The following is a 16,737-nucleotide window of genomic DNA, read 5'->3' as shown; positions in this document are numbered from 1 at the left end:
GTGACGGATCATGAGATCATAGAGGAAGCCATCCGGCTGGTGAGGGAAGGAGTGAGCGTGACACTGCCCGTGAATGGCCACAGCATGCTGCCGTTTATCATCGGTGGTAAGGAGAGTGTGGTTCTACAGAAGCCCGATAAGCTGAAGGTTGGCGATGTGGTGCTGGCTTGGGTTGATAATAGCAGATATGTGGTGCACAGGATTATACTTTTTGATGGCCGTAACGTCATATTGATGGGCGACGGCAATCTGGTAGGCACCGAGCGTTGTACGCTGCAGGATGTAAAGGCTGTGGCTACCCATGTGGTGGGTGCTAACGAGCAGATGCACGATCTGTACACCCCGTGGCGCTGTCGTGCTGCCCGCCTGTGGTGGCATCTGCGCCCCATCCGCCGGTACTTGCTGGCCATACTTAGGAGATTGAACATTAAAGATTAAAGATTAAACATTAAACATTAAAGATTAAACATTAAACATGAAGATAAAAAAGGGATTTGTGCTGCGCCAGGTGTGCGGCGAGAATGTGATAGTAGGCGAGGGCCTTGGCGCCATTAACTTTGGTAAGATGCTGGCGCTGAACGAGACAGCCGCCTGGCTGTGGCAGCAGGCTGTGGCTATGGACGGTTTCACCATCGACACCCTCGCCCAGAAACTCTGCGACGAATACGAAGTTTCAGTCGATGAGGCCAAAACCGATGTGGCTGCCATCCTCGACGAATGGCAAAACGTTGGTGTGGTGGAATAAATTCGTGTAATTCGCGTAATTCGTGCCTAAAAAAATATGAACTACATCGCGTGGCTATGGCATCACTCGCGTGGTATCCGCTTTAATACGGTGGTGCGTATCGTGACGGGTATCGGTCAGGTGGCACTTGGCCTGCTGATGGTATGGCTCAGTCGTAAGTTCATCGACGAAACCATCCGTACAGGCACGGCCGACGATGTGCTGCGTATGGTGCTACTGTTGGTACTCACCGTATTGGGTGGCGTGGCACTCCGTCAGGTGGGCTACTGGCTCACCACTACGGCAGGCGTACATCAATCCAATGCCCTGCGCCTGCGTATCTTCAGCAGTCTGTTCCGCCGTCAGCTATATACCGAACAAGAGCTGCACTCGGGCGATGTTACCTCGCGACTGGTCAAGGACATCGAGACCATTAGCAGCGTGTGTACCGACACCATCCCCCAGATAGCCATCACCTTTATACAGCTGTGTGGTGCTTTCCTGCTCATGCGTTGGTTCGACGCTCGTCTGGCCTGGGCATTGCTGTTGCTCACGCCTATGGCCATTGTGTTTGGTAAGCTGATATCCCGCCGTTTGCGTAAGATGACGCTCGATATCCGCGAAGACGAGAGTCGCATACAGATGCAGGTGCAAGAGAGCATGGAGCACAATGCCGTGCTGCGCTCGCTGGGCTCAGAGCAGTGGGTTACCGATCGTTTGGAGTCGATGCAGCAGCGATTGAAAGGCAATGTGATGCGTCGAATGCGGTTCACCGTGGCCATGAGGATTGTGATGGGCTGTGTGTTCGGCCTGGGCTATCTGTTGGCATTCGTATGGGGTGGCATTTCTTTGCGTAATGGCACCATCACCTTTGGTGTCATGACCTCGTTCCTGCAGCTGGTAGGTATGATTCAGCACCCCATTCTGCAACTGCTTAACATGGTGCCCACGGTGATACACTGCACCGCCAGTATCGATAGGTTAGAGGAACTGTCTGTTCAGGACAAAAAAGAAATCCGTGATAATCCGTGTAACTCCGTGCCAAATAAAATGGTAAGGCTTGATGACGTGAGCTTCCGCTATGCCAATGGCGACAGCGAGATATTACAGCATTTTACGCACCAGTTTGCCCCTGGCACCAAGACGGCTATCATGGGGCAGACGGGTATTGGTAAAACCACCCTGTTCCGCTTGATACTCGGCTTTATCCAGCCCACCAGCGGACGGGTAGAGGTAGGTGGTAACATCTGTTACGTGCCGCAGGGCAACACCCTGATGAGCGGCACCATCCGCTACAATCTGCAGTTGGCCAAGCCCACGGCTACCGACGACGAGTTGCGCCAGGTGCTGCATACCGCCTGTGCCGACTTTGTGTTCGATCTGGAGGATGGTCTTGATACCGAACTGGGTGAACGTGGCTGCGGCCTGAGCGAGGGGCAGGCCCAGCGCATAGCCATTGCCCGTGGCTTGCTGCATGATGGCGACATACTGCTGCTCGACGAGATAAGCAGCTCGCTCGACGAATCTACTGAAAAAGATCTGTACCACCGGATATTTACAGCTTTACCTCAGAAAACTATGATCTTCATAACACATAGGTCGACAGTCTGCGAACTATGTGATGATATAGTATTGATAGAAAATGAAAAAAAACAATTTGCCAGCCACAGCTGAATGTGCGCATATTTGGAAAAACAGATACAATGTCCTAATTGTCATTATGCTATTTCTCGCCCTGAGGAGATGAAAACAGATGTGAACATTTCTGTGCGTATGATAGCGGATTGTGTAAACAATACCTGAGAAGTTGATTCCAGCGATTATTGTTAGGTAAATATAAAATTATTATTCATTATTGTTGGTGGTTTCGATAAAAAGTGTTACCTTTGCACTCGTTTTATGAAACATTAGAATCTTTATTATCAACAGATGATGTGTAAATGCGTGTTTGTAACAATGTTTAACGCGAATTGTTTGGCCATGTCAAATAATTCGTTAACTCACTCACTCACTCACTCACTCACTCACTCACTCACTCACTCACTCACTCACTCACTCACTCACTCACTCACTCACTATACTTCTATAGAGGCTAAAAATACATTGAGCGACGACACTTGTGTCGGCGCGCAATGGCGATATACGGCTTGCTCTGCACGAATGCAGGGCAAGCCGCTGTGTTTTATACCCCACGAGACAAATAAAGTTAAACCATAAAGCATAAACGATAATGAAAAATCTGACTTTCTGTAGAAACATCTTCGTGATGGTTGCTGCCATCTTCATCGCGTCATGCGGCAAGAACGAGCAGGAAGAACCGTTTACGACAGACCCCGTAGAGCAGACTAGGTTCTTCGTCTGCGAGGCGGGCGGTGACACAAGGGGCGCGACCGCCGCCATCGACACCCTCTTTACCGAGGACGACATAGAGTGGTTCAACGTCAGCACCCGCGAAATCCGCTTCAAGAAGCAGGACGAGCAGCTTTACACGAAACTGATGAAGAACTATAATAAAGAAAAGCTGGAGTTCCACCTCGGCGAGGACGTACTGTTCGAGGTCAGCCGCTTCGTATCCGACATAGACAGTCGCATATTCTACGACCTCGTGCTGCACTATTCCATGATTGGCGAGGATGCCGACAATCCCCGCTACTACCTGCACGACTGCTATCCTGCCCAGTTCATCGACGACGAGCGCACGCAGGCCAATATCAAGAAGAACGCCGTGCAGTGGGAGACCTTCACCAAATATCTGGATGGCAAAGGCAAACTGAGATAGTAATAAAGTTAAACCATTAAACATAAACAATTAAAAAGAAAATGAGAACGACAAGACAGAAATTCAATCTCATCCTCATCCTCACCCTCGCCGCGATGCTCACGATGGCGCAGACGGCGTGGGCTGTGACGGAGACAAGAACCGTGACGTTCTATATGGACGGCGGCGCATCGGGTAATACGTCGGTGCAAGACGACTGGACGTTGGTAAGCAGTGGAAAGACCTTGCATTGGTCTAACAATGACCCGTCAAACAATAATATCTACTGTAGACCCAATAAAAAAACTACAACCTTTCGTGCCAGTGTAATTGAGTGCGGAGGTGTCATTGAGTTTCCTAACTTAGAAGGAACCGTGAAAAGCGTGGTACTCACTAATTTCAGGTTCTACGATAGTGATATGCAAATGTACATTGGCCTTGATAAGAACAACACTTCAACATTGCTGCATCTGCAAGGAACCACCAACGACTACGATTTCCCGTCGAACAACAACTATGATTATTCTAATTCCGCAACTTTTGAGGGCAGTGTGGCTGTCAGCGCTCCGAATCCATTGAAAATAATGTTTTCCAGCGCAAGAGATGACGCTTCAGGAGACTTCAGTTTTAAGGATGGCATTATTGCCATTACCTACGATGTTGAGGTGGAGGATACTTCCGACCCCGGACATACGTTTACGTTCAGTGCCAGCGGCAATACACTGACCGCCACGTGCAATCAGACCAGCCAATACCACAATTGCAACCTCGGCACGAGTCGCAAGTCCACACTGATGCTCACCGCCAACGATGCTTCATTTGACAACCAAAGACATAGTGCCACACTTAACTTGACGGATTTCTCGGCAGAGACGGGCATTACCGATATTAAAACTACCTATAGTTACACGAACAACGCTACGTCAGAAAGTAGTGGTACAGCACCAAATTTAATAGGCGACTACACCGTCACCGTTACCATCATCATCAACAGCGATAACGAGCATCCATACATGCTGACCACAAATTTCAGCATCTTGGCCGGATTCAATGTCAACAACACCTACTCGCAGTTCAGCCTGAGCAAGAGTTCGGCTTTGGAGGGCGAAGCGATGACCATCACTTACACGCAACAGATGGATGAGAGTCTTGAAGGACTGACCCTGACGGGCGCGACGTCGGGCAACAACATCGCCTACACGCAAAGCGGAAACACCTACACGTTCAACATGCCCGCAGAGGACGTGAACCTCAGCGCTACGTTCACGTATCCGCTGAATGAAAACAACATCACTCAGAGCGGCGACACCTACACCATCAAGACTGCCGATGGCTGGAACTACTTCTGTCAGCGCATGGATGTCGATGCTGATTTGAACGGTTTCAGTGGCAAGACCGTGGTGCTGGGCGACGACATCACCGTGACAACGATGGCGGGTAGCGGAAAATACGCGTTCAAAGGAACGTTCGACGGCGACGGCCATACGCTGACTTTCAACTACACCGCTGATAGGCCTAATTGCGCTCCGTTCCGCATCACTAACGGCGCTACCATCCGCAACCTGCATGCAACGGGACAGATTGATGGCGGTATTTGGCACTACATGGGCGGTCTGGTAGGTTCTGCCAGCAGCAACCTCACCATTGAGAACTGCCGCGTCAGCACCCAAATCAGCAGCACCATCAACGGTGAAGCGGAGCACGGCGGATTCGTGGGTCTTCTGAGTTCGCAATACAACCAATGCCACATCACGGGCTGCGTGTTCGACGGACTCATCTGTAACTCGAACACCTGGAATCAGACCTACGGCTGCGGCGGATTCGTCGGTGCCATGTCGCAGTATGCGTATGTTGACCTCACCGACTGCCTCTTCCTGCACGGCCAGTACGACAACAATGGCAACATGTGCGAACTGCTGTGGGGATATGACAACGACAGGAACAGCACCTTCTTCCACCGCAGCAACGGCTATGGTGAGGGTAAACTGACCAACTGCTTCTACGTCGGCACACGCGGTCTGAAGCAAGGCTCGCCCGCTGTGGAATCGGCCGACGTTCCCGACAATTTCGCCCACTTTGGCACTCCGACCGACCACGGCTTCCTGAAGGTCTATGGCCACACCATGGTCTTCGACGGCAAGTACTATACGCCGACATACGGTGACCTGGTGGAGACGTACAGCTACAGCGGGGAGAAGAGCTATATCATCGAGTACGATGACATGCCGCTCGGCATCAAGGATGTCAAGACGAAACAGAGGACAAATTACCTGCGTTACAACCGTCCGTTCACCAGAGACAAGGCCGTGACCATCATGCTGCCGTTCGACTTCACGAAGAACGATATCAGGCGGGGTGAATATGACAACATTATGGAAGGAAAGTTCTACGAGTTCGCAGGCATTGAGGAAGTGCCATTTAACTTCTGGATTGCCGTGATGAAGGAAGTGGGCGTGGAAGGCTCTAACGAAACGACTGAGACCACGATGAAGGCCAACACGCCGTATCTCTTCATGCCTAGTGCGGACGCTAAATTCCTCTACTTCACTAATGGGGACGACTACTACCAAGGCTTCGATATCTTCACTGAGGGTTACGAACGCGGTAACAAGCAGACCGAGTACGACGGCAGTGATGGCACATATTCGTGGAACAAATGGAATTTCAAAGGCACCTACCAGCCTCGCTACTGGAGCGACAGCGAGAACTCCGAAGAAATCGGCAAGGTGTACGGCTTCGCAGGAGCGACCAAGGAGGTGGACGAACAACTCGTCGTGGCCGGCGACTTCGTGAGAGTGAAGAGCGGCGCGAAGATTCGCCCCACGTCGTGCTACCTAATGTGGACGGGCGATGGCACTGGCGGCAACAATGGCCTCGTGCTCACCCTGCCCGAGCATTTCAAGATAGTCAGCGTCGACGGCCAGCCCTATACCGGCAACGGCCAGGACCTCAGCCAGGGCTCCACAATCGTCATCGAGCTTGAGGCGGGCTACAGTGCCACCAACGTCGAGGCCACGGAACAATCGAAATACCTTCGCTCCACCCCGCCCGAAGAGATACCCGATTATGAAGACTATTTAGAATAAGCCACTGGCGACATCAACAACTTTGTAGAACAACAAAAACAAAAGAATGCAATGAAACATAATAAGAATATACTTCGCGCTGCCCTCCTGCTGCTTCTGGTCATCGTCGCCCCCGAAGCCCGCGCACAACAACTCATGACCGACAACGGTGACGGCACCTATACCATCATCATGCCTGATAACGACGTAACGGTGACAGCAGATGTGAAGAAACTGCTGGCGAATAATGACATCACCGTCACCATTCCGTCGCAGACATGGACGGGCAGCGAATTGACACCCGTCATCACTGTGAAGGACGGCGAGACAGTGCTGACCGAGAATACCGACTACACCGTGACTGCTCCGAGCGGCCCAATTCAGGATTCTGGCAACCATGCCTATACCATCACCGGCATGGCCAACTATGCTGGCTCTAAGGAGGCGATGTTTACCATTACTCCGAAGGTGACTAACTATGGAGCCCTGACTACTTCTGAAGACCAAAGCGGTAAGGTTGCAACCATTGATGGAACATCGACGGCAACCATCAACATTCCGACAGCAATAACGGTGGATGACGTGACGTATAACCGCACGTTCACCGTGGGTAAGGCGTCGACAGTAATGCTGCCATTTGATTATATCTGCACGGGCAGCGAGGGCGGCTCGTTCTATGAGTTTGTAGGCGTAGAGAAAGAAAATGAGCAGTGGGTAGCCACCATGAAGGAGCCGGGCGACGGCACCAACAACGTGACTACGCTGACAGCCAATACGCCATATCTGTTTATGCCGACAGCGACGGGCATCACGTTCACCATCCCTAACGAGGGCGTGGCGCTCTGTACAGAGGGTGGCGGCAATTGTCAGAAAGCCGATAAGGGTAGTAACTGGACGTTCAAGGGAACGTATGAATATAAGGAATGGATATCCGGCGGTGCAAACGCTGCGGAGATTGGGCGAGTCTATGGATTTGCAGGAGTACAGAAGGATGATATTGAGGTGGGCGACTTTGTGAAAGCTAAGAGCGGTGCCAAGATCCGTCCGATGACTTGCTATCTGATTTGGAACAGCACACCCAATAATACTCGTAGCATGACGCGTGGAACCATAGATGAACTGCCCAGTAGCATCGTAGTCAGACTACTGTCGAATGTAGGACCTGGTAATCAGGATGACGACGACAATCAGGGCGGCACAACAGCCATCGGTACACTCGACACCGAGACGGGTGAGATTGACTTTGGTGGTTGGTACGACATGAGCGGACGTAAGCTCTCTGCCAAGCCCACACAGAAAGGACTGTATATTCATAATGGTAAAAAGGTTATAATTAAGTAAGGATATGAAAAAGAAAGTATATATTAAGCCATCTGTACAGGTGATAGAACTGCGCCATCAGGGTGCATTGTTGATAAGTAGTGGCGATAAATTTCCAGACACATCAGATCCAACAGATGCACCAGAATTCGATGACTGGTTAGGTTAAAAAGAATCATCTATAGATGCCCCTGACATGAACAGTATGGAATAACTGCTATATGACCTCAATCCTCTTGCAACTTTATAAAATAGGTTGCAAGAGGATTCTTTTTTTTGTGTTCAATCAATTTGATATAAAAAAAAGATGGGTTTTTTGATGGGGCAAGTGGTTGAATATCAATAACTTGGCTTGTTAATCTGATTGAAAGTGTGATTTAGTGCATTTATAATATGCAACATTTTTCTATTCAAAAATATTAATGTTATACATTTTCCTTTTTTGTATACTAAAAGTTATATATATCTAATTCACTAAATCACATATTATATGTAATGTATTAAATATCAGCAAGTTAGTGGTGAATTTGTTTTTAATGGCGATAATGTTAGAAGCATATAGTTTGTTGGGATGGCACTTATGCCTTGCTCAGACGTAGCGAACCACTCGTTCGGATTATCTCTATACCCCTATAGGGATTATCTGAGCAACTGATAGAGATTATCTGGACAGCACACGCAGATTATCTGAACAACACATACCTTACCTCGGCTTCCAAAAGCCAGAATTGTTTAGTTTTTGGAGGTGTAAGGTATAAAAATACTTAAAAGTTACTACTAAGCCTTAATAATATTTGTGTATATTATATATTATTTGTACCTTTGCACCCGCAAAAGTGAGTATTGCGCTGGCCGTGGAGCTAACAATGCCCTGATAAATAGCGACTTAGCCTTCGAAAACGAAGTAGTTGAAGTTCCTTTTTAAGTGGGTGTTTTGTGTGCACGGAAGTTGCGAGAGCCACTTAAAAAGGAACATTTATTATATATTTTATAAACATTATTAATTTTTAAACTGAAATGCCAGGATTAATTGGAAGAAAAATCGGAATGACATCCGTTTTCAGTGCCGACGGTAAGAATGTACCGTGCACTGTTATCGAAGCTGGTCCTTGTGTTGTAACTCAGGTTAAGTCTGTTGAGAAGGATGGCTATGAGGCTGTTCAGCTCGCCTTCGGTGAGAAGAAGGAGAAGAATACCACAAAAGCAATGATGGGTATCTTCAAGAAGGCTAACACTACACCAAAGGCCCACTTGGCCGAGTTCAAGTTTGATACCGAGTTGAATCTCGGTGACACCGTTACAGTCGACATCTTCGAGGGTGCCGAGTTTGTTGACGTTGTAGGAACTTCAAAAGGTAAAGGTTTTCAGGGCGTTGTGAAGCGTCATGGTTTTGGTGGCGTAGGCCAGGCTACTCACGGTCAGGACGACCGTCTGCGTAAGCCAGGTTCTATCGGTGCCTGTTCTTATCCCGCCAAGGTATTCAAGGGAATGCGCATGGGCGGCCAGATGGGAGGCGATCGAGTTACTACTCAGAACCTCAAAGTGTTAAAGGTAATTCCAGAGCACAATCTTATCCTTGTTAAGGGTAGCTGCGCTGGTTATAATGGTTCAACTGTTTTAATTAACAAGTAAGATGGAAGTTAGCGTATTGAATATCAAATGTCAGGAGACCGGACGTAAGGTAACTCTGAACGAGGCTATCTTCGGTATTGAACCTAATGACCACGTTCTCTACCTGGACGTTAAGCAGTATCTCGCTAACCAGCGTCAGGGTACAGCTAAGTCAAAGGAGAGAAGCGAGATTTCTGGTTCTACTCGTAAGCTTGGACGTCAGAAGGGTGGCGGCGGTGCCCGTCACGGAGATATCAACTCACCTCTGCTGCGTGGTGGTGGTCGTGTGTTTGGTCCTACACCTCGTGACTACGGCTTCAAGCTGAATAAGAAGGTTAAGGCTCTTGCTCGTAAGTCAGCTCTGTCATACAAGGCTCAGGAGAATGCAATCGTAGTTGTTGAGGACTTCACCATGGAGGCTCCTAAGACTAAGGAGTTCATCAACATTGCAAAGAACCTGAAGGTTGACGGCAAGAAGACTCTCTTCGTAATGTCAGGTACTAATAACAATGTATATCTGTCGGCTCGCAATCTGCAGGGCACAGAGGTAATGGAGGCTTCGCTGGTTAACACCTACAAGGTGCTGAACGCTGATGCACTCGTTATCACTGAGAAGGCTCTCGAGACTATCGACGGTATCTTAAACAAGTAAAAGGAGGACTAAGGATATGGCATTTATCATTAAACCCCTGGTCACTGAGAAGATGACCAAGATTACAGACAAGTCTTCTGTAGAGAAAACTTATAAGGTAAAGGGCGAGGAGCGTACCAAGAAGGCTGAGGCCAAGTATGGTTTCATCGTTCGTCCTGAGGCTAATAAGCTTGAGATTAAGAATGAGGTTGAGGCTCTGTACAATGTTACAGTAATCGACGTGAACACTGTTCGTTACGCCGGCAAGCGTAGCTCACGCTACACTAAGGCTGGTCTGATCAAGGGTCAGAAGAACGCGTTCAAGAAGGCAATCGTTACTCTTAAGGAGGGCGATGTAATTGATTTTTATAGCAATATTCAGTAATAAAAATGGCAGTACGTAAATTAAAGCCCGTAACTCCGGGTCAAAGACACAAGATTATTGGCACGTTCGAGGATATTACTGCATCCGTGCCAGAGAAGTCTCTCGTTTACGGTAAGCGTTCAACCGGTGGTCGAAACAACACCGGTAAGATGACTGTTCGCTACATGGGCGGCGGTCACAAGAAGAAGTATCGTCTGATCGACTTCAAGCGAGAGAAAGATGGTGTTCCAGCTGTAGTAAAGACAATCGAGTACGATCCTAACCGTTCAGCTCGCATTGCACTTCTTTTCTACGCTGATGGTGAAAAACGTTATATCATTGCTCCTAATGGACTGCAGGTTGGTGCAACTCTGATGTCGGGTGCTGATGCAGTACCCGAGGTTGGTAACGCCCTTCCTTTGGCAAACATCCCTGTAGGTACAGTCATCCACAACATTGAGATGCGTCCTGGTCAGGGTGCCAAGCTGGTTCGTTCGGCTGGTAATTTCGCTCAGTTGACTTCTCGTGAGGGTAGCTATTGTGTAATCAAGCTTCCTTCAGGCGAGACTCGTCAGATTCTCTCAGCTTGTAAAGCAACTGTAGGTAGTGTAGGTAACTCAGATCACGCTCTGGAGGCATCAGGTAAGGCTGGTCGCTCTCGCTGGTTGGGTCAGCGTCCTCACAACCGTGGTGTAGTTATGAACCCACATGATCACCCAATGGGTGGTGGTGAAGGACGTCAGTCTGGAGGTCACCCACGTTCACGTAAGGGCTTGTACGCTAAGGGTCTTAAGACTCGTGCACCTAAGAAGCTTTCAAACAAGTACATTATTGAAAGAGCTAACAAGAAGTAAACAAGTTAATTAGAGTAAATTATGAGTCGTTCATTAAAGAAGGGTCCATACATCAACGTATCACTCGAGAAGAAGATTCTCGCTATGAATGAGAGTGGTAAGAAGAATGTCGTTAAGACATGGGCCAGAGCATCAATGATCTCACCCGATTTCGTGGGACACACTGTTGCAGTTCATAACGGTAACAAATTTATCCCTGTTTACGTTACAGAAAACATGGTTGGTCACAAGCTCGGAGAGTTTGCACCTACACGTCGTTTCGGTGGTCACGCCGGTAACAAGAAGTAATCCCAGGGAGAATTAAGAATTAAAAAATTAAAGAATTAAAATGGGAGCAAGAAAACATATTAAGGCTGAAGAAAGAAAAGCAGCACTTAAGACACAGTATTTTGCCAAGCTCAACGGCTGCCCCTCTTCACCCCGCAAGATGCGCTATGTTGTGGACATGATCCGCGGCATGGAGGTTAATCGCGCTCTGGGTGTACTCCGTTTCTCGAAGAAGGCAGCTGCAGCTAATGTAGAGAAACTCCTCCGTTCGGCCATCGCTAACTGGGAAGCCAAGAACGATCGCAAGGCTGAGGATGGTGAGCTGTTCATCACTCGCGTATTCGTTGACGAGGGTGTTACAATGAAGAGAATGAGACCTGCACCACAGGGTCGCGGCTATCGTATCCGCAAGCGTTCTAATCACGTGACTCTGTTTGTTGATGCTAAAACTAATGATGTAAAAGAATAAGTATGGGACAGAAAGTTAATCCAATTAGCAACCGTCTTGGAATCGTAAGAGGTTGGGATTCAAATTGGTTCGGAGGCAAGGACTTCGGAGATAACCTGGTAGAGGATCAGAAAATCCGTAAGTACCTGAACGAGCGTCTGGCTAAGGCCAGCGTATCGAAGATTGTCATCGAGCGCACATTGAAGCTGGTTACCATTACTATTTGCACAGCCCGTCCAGGTCTCGTCATTGGTAAAGGTGGACAAGATGTCGACAAACTGAAGGAAGAACTGAAGAAGCTCTATGATAAGGAGATTCAGATTAATATCTTCGAGGTAAAGCGTCCTGAGCTCGATGCCACGATTGTTGCCAACAACATCGCTCGCCAGGTAGAGGGTAAGATCGCTTATCGCCGTGCCATCAAGATGGCTATCCAGAACACAATGCGTGCTGGTGCCGAGGGTATTAAGGTTCAGATTTCAGGTCGTCTTAATGGAGCTGAAATCGCACGTAGCGAGATGCTGAAGGAGGGTCGTACTCCTCTGCACACTTATCGTGCTGACATTGACTACTGCCACGCTGAGGCTCTGACCAAGGTTGGTATTCTGGGTATCAAGGTATGGATTTGCCGTGGTGAGATTTACGGAAACGTTGACCTCGCACCTAACTTCACTCAGGAGAAATCAAATGGTCGCTCTAACGGCGGTAATGGTCGTGACAGAAAGTTCCGTAATAAGAAGAAGTAATAACGATTTAAAGTAGAAACTTATTATGTTACAGCCCAAAAGAGTAAGATATAGAAGACCTCAGGATGGACGCGGCAACAAAGGCAACGCCCACAGAGGAACAACACTGGCTTTCGGTAGCTTCGGCATCAAGACTTTGGATGCAAAGTGGATCGACAGCCGCCAGATTGAGGCAGCCCGTGTTGCTATCAATCGTTATATGAACCGTGAAGGTCAGGTATGGATTCGCATCTTCCCTGATAAGCCAATCACTCGCAAGCCTGCTGACGTGCGAATGGGTAAAGGTAAGGGAGATCCCGCAGGATGGGTTGCACCTGTTACACCAGGCCGTATTCTCTTTGAAGTAGAGGGTGTACCTTTCGACATCGCTAAGGAGGCTCTTCGCCTCGGTGCTCAGAAGCTGCCCGTAAAGACTAAGTTTGTTGTAAGACGTGATTTCGATAAAAACGCTTAATTGAGTATGAAGATTAAAGAAGTAAGAGAGCTCGAGACCAAGGATCTGGCAGAGCGCATTGAGGCTGAGGTTGCAAAGTACAACCAGATGAAGTTGAACCACGCAATCACTCCACTTGAGAATCCATCTCAGATTAAGGCCGCTCGTCGCGATATCGCACGAATGAAATCAGAACTTCATCAGAGAGAACTTAATAAATAACAATGGTCCAGATGGAAACAAGAAATTTAAGAAAGACAAGACAGGGTGTCGTTATCAGCAACAAGATGGATAAAACCATTGTTATTGCAGCCAAGTTCAAGGAGAAGCACCCTATGTATGGTAAGTTTGTCCAGAAGACAAAGAAGTATCACGCACACGATGAGAATAACGAGTGCAATGTAGGTGATACAGTGCTCATTATGGAAACCCGTCCTCTGTCAAAGACAAAGAGATGGAGATTAGTTAACATCGTAGAAAAAGCTAAGTAATTATGATACAGACAGAATCAAGACTTACAGTAGCTGACAACAGCGGTGCACGCGAGGCTCTCTGCATCCGTGTATTGGGCGGTACCAAGCGCCGTTATGCCAGCGTAGGTGATATCATCGTTGTGTCTATCAAGAACGCGATCCCTACAAGTGATGTAAAGAAGGGTGCAGTATCAAAGGCTTTGGTTGTTCGCACTAAGAAGGAAATCCGTCGTGCTGATGGTTCTTACATCCGTTTCGACGACAATGCCTGCGTACTGCTGAACAATGCAGGTGAGCTCCGCGGTAGCCGTATCTTCGGCCCCGTTGCCCGTGAGCTCCGTGCCGTGAATATGAAGGTCGTTTCTTTGGCACCTGAGGTACTGTAATAGTTAATAATTAACAGTTAAGAGTTAAGAGAAATGGCAAAGTTCAATATTAAGAAAAACGATACAGTCATCGTTCTGGCCGGTGAGGACAAGGGCAAGACTGGTAAGGTACTGAAGGTTCTGACCGACAAGCAGCGTGCTCTCGTAGAGGGTATCAACATGGTGAACAAGAGTGCCAAGCCAAGCGCCAAGAATCCTCAGGGAGGCTTTGTGAAGATGGAGGCTCCTATTCACATTTCGAATATTAGTTTGATTGATCCGAAGAGTGGCAAGGCTACCCGTGTTGCTATCAAGCGCGAGGGTAAGAATGTCGTTCGTATCGCTAAAAAGTCAGGAGAGGAGATTAAGTAATGGCAAATACAGCACAGTTAAAGAAAGAGTACAAGGAGAAGATCGCTCCTGCTCTTCAGAAGCAGTTCAACTACACTTCTGCAATGCAGATTCCTGTCCTGAAGAAGATCGTAGTAAACCAGGGTCTTGGTGACGCTACTCAGGATAAGAAGATTATCGAGGTTGCTATCAACGAGATTACCGCTATCTGTGGTCAGAAGGCAGTTGCTACATATTCTAAGAAGGATATCGCAAACTTCAAGCTTCGTAAGAAGATGCCTATCGGTGTGATGGTAACTCTTCGTCGTGAGCGCATGTACGAGTTCCTCGAGAAGCTCGTTCGCATCGCTCTCCCTCGTATCCGCGACTTCAAGGGTATCGAGAGCAAGTTCGACGGCCGTGGTAACTACACACTGGGTATCCAGGAGCAGATTATCTTCCCAGAGATCAATATCGATTCAGTTGACCGCATTCAGGGTATGAACATCACCTTCGTTACATCGGCTCAGACCGACGAGGAAGGTTTCGCACTGCTGAAGGCTTTCGGTCTTCCATTCAAGAACGCTAAAAACGATTAAGAGATATGGCAAAAGAATCAATGAAAGCCCGCGAGGTAAAGCGCGCTAAGCTCGTTGCTCGCTACGCTGAGAAACGTGCAACTCTGAAGAAGGTGATCGCTACTACTGAGGATCCCGCAGAGGCTTATGAGGCAGCTCGCAAGTTGCAGAGCATCCCTAAGAACGCTAACCCTATCCGTCTGCACAACCGTTGCAAGATCACAGGTCGTCCAAAGGGATATATGCGTCAGTTCGGTCTTTCTCGTATCCAGTTCCGTGAGATGGCATCAAACGGTCTGATTCCTGGAGTAAAGAAGGCCAGCTGGTAATCTACCTGATTTAAGCAAAAAAGAGATTTATTAATTTAATATTGTCGGGGTAGTCCCGATTAATTAAAACATTTATTTTTATGACAGATCCAATAGCAGATTATCTGACAAGACTCAGAAACGCCATCATGGCACATCACCGTGTCGTTGAGGTTCCTGCGTCAAACTTGAAGAAAGAGATCACTAAGATCCTCTTCGAGAAGGGTTACATCCTGAACTACAAGTTCATCGAGGATGGTCCTCAGGGTACTATCAAGGTTGCTTTGAAGTACAACCCAGCTACTCGTGAAAACGCTATCAAGTGCTTGAAGCGAGTTTCAACCCCAGGTCTTCGCCAGTACACTGGCTACAAAGACATGCCGAGAGTAATTAACGGACTTGGAATTGCCATCCTTTCCACGTCTAAAGGTGTAATGACAGACAAAGAGGCCGCAGCCCTGAAGATCGGTGGTGAGGTTCTTTGCTATGTATATTAATTGGAGGATAGAATATGTCAAGAATAGGAAAATTGCCAATTAGTATCCCTGCAGGCGTTACTGTTGCTCAGGACAAGGACGGTGTTGTAACCGTTAAGGGTCCAAAGGGAGAGCTGACACAGAAGGTTGACCCCTCAATCAAGATGACTATCGAGGACGGTCAGATTAAGTTTGAGATCGACGAGAACAGCCCTGTTAACATCAAGCAGAAGCAGGCTTTCCACGGTCTGTATCGTGCGCTTGTTAACAACATGGTAGTAGGCGTAAGCGAAGGTTATAAGAAGGAGATGGAGCTCGTAGGTGTAGGTTACCGTGTTTCTAACCAGGGTAACATCATCGAGTTCGCTCTGGGTTATACTCACCCCATCTTCATCCAGCTTCCTAAGGAGGTTAAGGTTGAGACCAAGTCTGAGCGTAACCAGAATCCTCAGATTATCCTCGAGTCATGCGACAAGGCACTGCTCGGTCTGATTTGTGCTAAGATTCGTTCTTTCCGTATGCCTGAGCCTTACAAAGGAAAGGGTATTTTGTTCAAGGGTGAGGTTATCCGTCGTAAGTCGGGTAAGTCAGCTTCAGCTAAGTAATCTTGAAAATTAACATCATTAAAAATTGAAGATTATGACAACAAAGAAAGTAGAAAGACGAATTAAGATCAAATATAGAATTCGTAAGAACGTATTCGGCACAGCCGAGCGTCCTCGTCTGAGCGTTTTCCGCAGCAACAAGCAGATCTATGCTCAGGTGATCAATGATTTGGAAGGTAAAACACTTGCTTCTGCATCTTCACTGGGTCTCGAGGCTATGCCTAAGATCGAGCAGGCTGAGAAGGTAGGTGAGCTGGTAGCCAAGAAGGCTCAGGAGGCTGGCGTTAGCGCCGTTGTCTTCGACCGTAACGGTTATCTGTATCACGGCCGCGTAAAGTCGCTTGCAGACGCAGCTCGTAAAGGTGGACTTAAATTCTAAAC

The 16,737-nt window shown here is 48.0% G+C and carries 24 protein-coding genes; all 24 read left to right on the top strand.

Annotated elements, in window-relative coordinates:
* The 24 genes from PRU_RS10940 to rplR all read left to right on the top strand — a co-directional run bounded on the left by PRU_RS10940 (nt 1) and on the right by rplR (nt 16,735).
* Nucleotides 1–438 (top strand): S24/S26 family peptidase, encoded by a 438-nt coding sequence (locus PRU_RS10940; protein WP_013064460.1) that lies wholly within the window; start codon nt 1–3, stop codon nt 436–438.
* 37 nt (nt 439–475) lie between these two features.
* Complete coding sequence (locus PRU_RS10935) at nt 476–745, top strand: PqqD family protein (RefSeq protein ID WP_013065410.1); 270 nt, start codon at nt 476–478, stop codon at nt 743–745.
* 36 nt (nt 746–781) lie between these two features.
* Nucleotides 782–2,398 carry an ABC transporter ATP-binding protein gene (locus tag PRU_RS10930; protein WP_013063426.1) on the top strand — a complete coding sequence of 539 codons (1,617 nt, stop codon included), beginning with the start codon at nt 782–784 and terminating at the stop codon, nt 2,396–2,398.
* A 556-nt stretch (nt 2,399–2,954) separates the two neighbouring features.
* Nucleotides 2,955–3,503: a hypothetical protein gene (locus tag PRU_RS15405; RefSeq protein ID WP_013064547.1), complete on the top strand. Its 549-nt coding sequence runs from the start codon at nt 2,955–2,957 to the stop codon at nt 3,501–3,503.
* Between the two features lie 41 nt (nt 3,504–3,544).
* On the top strand, nt 3,545–6,568 hold the full coding sequence (locus PRU_RS10920) for a hypothetical protein (RefSeq protein ID WP_143040020.1): 3,024 nt from the start codon (nt 3,545–3,547) through the stop codon (nt 6,566–6,568).
* Between the two features lie 51 nt (nt 6,569–6,619).
* Nucleotides 6,620–7,888: a hypothetical protein gene (locus tag PRU_RS10915; RefSeq protein ID WP_013065697.1), complete on the top strand. Its 1,269-nt coding sequence runs from the start codon at nt 6,620–6,622 to the stop codon at nt 7,886–7,888.
* Between the two features lie 4 nt (nt 7,889–7,892).
* Complete coding sequence (locus PRU_RS16140; protein WP_013064897.1) at nt 7,893–8,036, top strand: hypothetical protein; 144 nt, start codon at nt 7,893–7,895, stop codon at nt 8,034–8,036.
* 848 nt (nt 8,037–8,884) lie between these two features.
* A complete protein-coding gene (gene rplC, locus PRU_RS10910) occupies nt 8,885–9,499 on the top strand; it encodes a 50S ribosomal protein L3 (RefSeq protein ID WP_013064246.1) in 615 nt (204 codons plus the stop codon).
* Between the two features lies 1 nt (nt 9,500).
* Nucleotides 9,501–10,130, top strand: a complete 630-nt coding sequence (gene rplD, locus PRU_RS10905; protein ID WP_013063016.1) for a 50S ribosomal protein L4 — start codon at nt 9,501–9,503, stop codon at nt 10,128–10,130.
* Nucleotides 10,131–10,146: 16 nt separating this feature from the next.
* A complete protein-coding gene (gene rplW, locus PRU_RS10900) occupies nt 10,147–10,494 on the top strand; it encodes a 50S ribosomal protein L23 (protein WP_013065472.1) in 348 nt (115 codons plus the stop codon).
* Between the two features lie 5 nt (nt 10,495–10,499).
* A complete protein-coding gene (gene rplB / locus PRU_RS10895) occupies nt 10,500–11,327 on the top strand; it encodes a 50S ribosomal protein L2 (RefSeq protein ID WP_013064908.1) in 828 nt (275 codons plus the stop codon).
* Between the two features lie 21 nt (nt 11,328–11,348).
* Nucleotides 11,349–11,615 (top strand): 30S ribosomal protein S19, encoded by a 267-nt coding sequence (rpsS, locus tag PRU_RS10890; RefSeq protein ID WP_013065476.1) that lies wholly within the window; start codon nt 11,349–11,351, stop codon nt 11,613–11,615.
* A 40-nt stretch (nt 11,616–11,655) separates the two neighbouring features.
* On the top strand, nt 11,656–12,063 hold the full coding sequence (gene rplV, locus PRU_RS10885; RefSeq protein ID WP_013064877.1) for a 50S ribosomal protein L22: 408 nt from the start codon (nt 11,656–11,658) through the stop codon (nt 12,061–12,063).
* 2 nt (nt 12,064–12,065) lie between these two features.
* Nucleotides 12,066–12,788, top strand: coding sequence for a 30S ribosomal protein S3 (gene rpsC / locus PRU_RS10880; protein ID WP_013064542.1), 723 nt, complete (start codon nt 12,066–12,068; stop codon nt 12,786–12,788).
* 25 nt (nt 12,789–12,813) lie between these two features.
* The gene (gene rplP / locus PRU_RS10875) at nt 12,814–13,242 is read left to right on the top strand and encodes a 50S ribosomal protein L16 (protein ID WP_013065278.1); all 429 of its coding nucleotides are present in this window, start codon (nt 12,814–12,816) and stop codon (nt 13,240–13,242) included.
* A gap of 6 nt (nt 13,243–13,248) precedes the next feature.
* On the top strand, nt 13,249–13,443 hold the full coding sequence (rpmC, locus tag PRU_RS10870) for a 50S ribosomal protein L29 (protein WP_013065209.1): 195 nt from the start codon (nt 13,249–13,251) through the stop codon (nt 13,441–13,443).
* Between the two features lie 2 nt (nt 13,444–13,445).
* A complete protein-coding gene (gene rpsQ, locus PRU_RS10865; protein WP_013063072.1) occupies nt 13,446–13,712 on the top strand; it encodes a 30S ribosomal protein S17 in 267 nt (88 codons plus the stop codon).
* A gap of 2 nt (nt 13,713–13,714) precedes the next feature.
* Complete coding sequence (rplN, locus tag PRU_RS10860; RefSeq protein WP_013065032.1) at nt 13,715–14,080, top strand: 50S ribosomal protein L14; 366 nt, start codon at nt 13,715–13,717, stop codon at nt 14,078–14,080.
* Between the two features lie 33 nt (nt 14,081–14,113).
* Nucleotides 14,114–14,431 (top strand): 50S ribosomal protein L24, encoded by a 318-nt coding sequence (gene rplX, locus PRU_RS10855; protein ID WP_013065652.1) that lies wholly within the window; start codon nt 14,114–14,116, stop codon nt 14,429–14,431.
* The gene (gene rplE, locus PRU_RS10850; protein WP_013065667.1) at nt 14,431–14,988 is read left to right on the top strand and encodes a 50S ribosomal protein L5; all 558 of its coding nucleotides are present in this window, start codon (nt 14,431–14,433) and stop codon (nt 14,986–14,988) included. Before rplX ends, rplE begins: the two co-directional genes overlap by 1 nt.
* A gap of 5 nt (nt 14,989–14,993) precedes the next feature.
* Nucleotides 14,994–15,296, top strand: a complete 303-nt coding sequence (gene rpsN, locus PRU_RS10845) for a 30S ribosomal protein S14 (protein WP_013063532.1) — start codon at nt 14,994–14,996, stop codon at nt 15,294–15,296.
* A gap of 80 nt (nt 15,297–15,376) precedes the next feature.
* The gene (gene rpsH, locus PRU_RS10840) at nt 15,377–15,772 is read left to right on the top strand and encodes a 30S ribosomal protein S8 (protein ID WP_013064141.1); all 396 of its coding nucleotides are present in this window, start codon (nt 15,377–15,379) and stop codon (nt 15,770–15,772) included.
* 14 nt (nt 15,773–15,786) lie between these two features.
* Complete coding sequence (gene rplF, locus PRU_RS10835) at nt 15,787–16,356, top strand: 50S ribosomal protein L6 (RefSeq protein WP_013064742.1); 570 nt, start codon at nt 15,787–15,789, stop codon at nt 16,354–16,356.
* A gap of 34 nt (nt 16,357–16,390) precedes the next feature.
* Nucleotides 16,391–16,735 (top strand): 50S ribosomal protein L18, encoded by a 345-nt coding sequence (gene rplR, locus PRU_RS10830; RefSeq protein WP_033149489.1) that lies wholly within the window; start codon nt 16,391–16,393, stop codon nt 16,733–16,735.
* Nucleotides 16,736–16,737: the final 2 nt, after the last annotated feature.

Source organism: Xylanibacter ruminicola 23 (genome assembly GCF_000025925.1).
Lineage (GTDB): Bacteria > Bacteroidota > Bacteroidia > Bacteroidales > Bacteroidaceae > Prevotella > Prevotella ruminicola.
The sequence above is the reverse complement of the archived record's forward strand: the minus strand, read 5'-3'. Positions and strand labels throughout refer to the sequence as shown.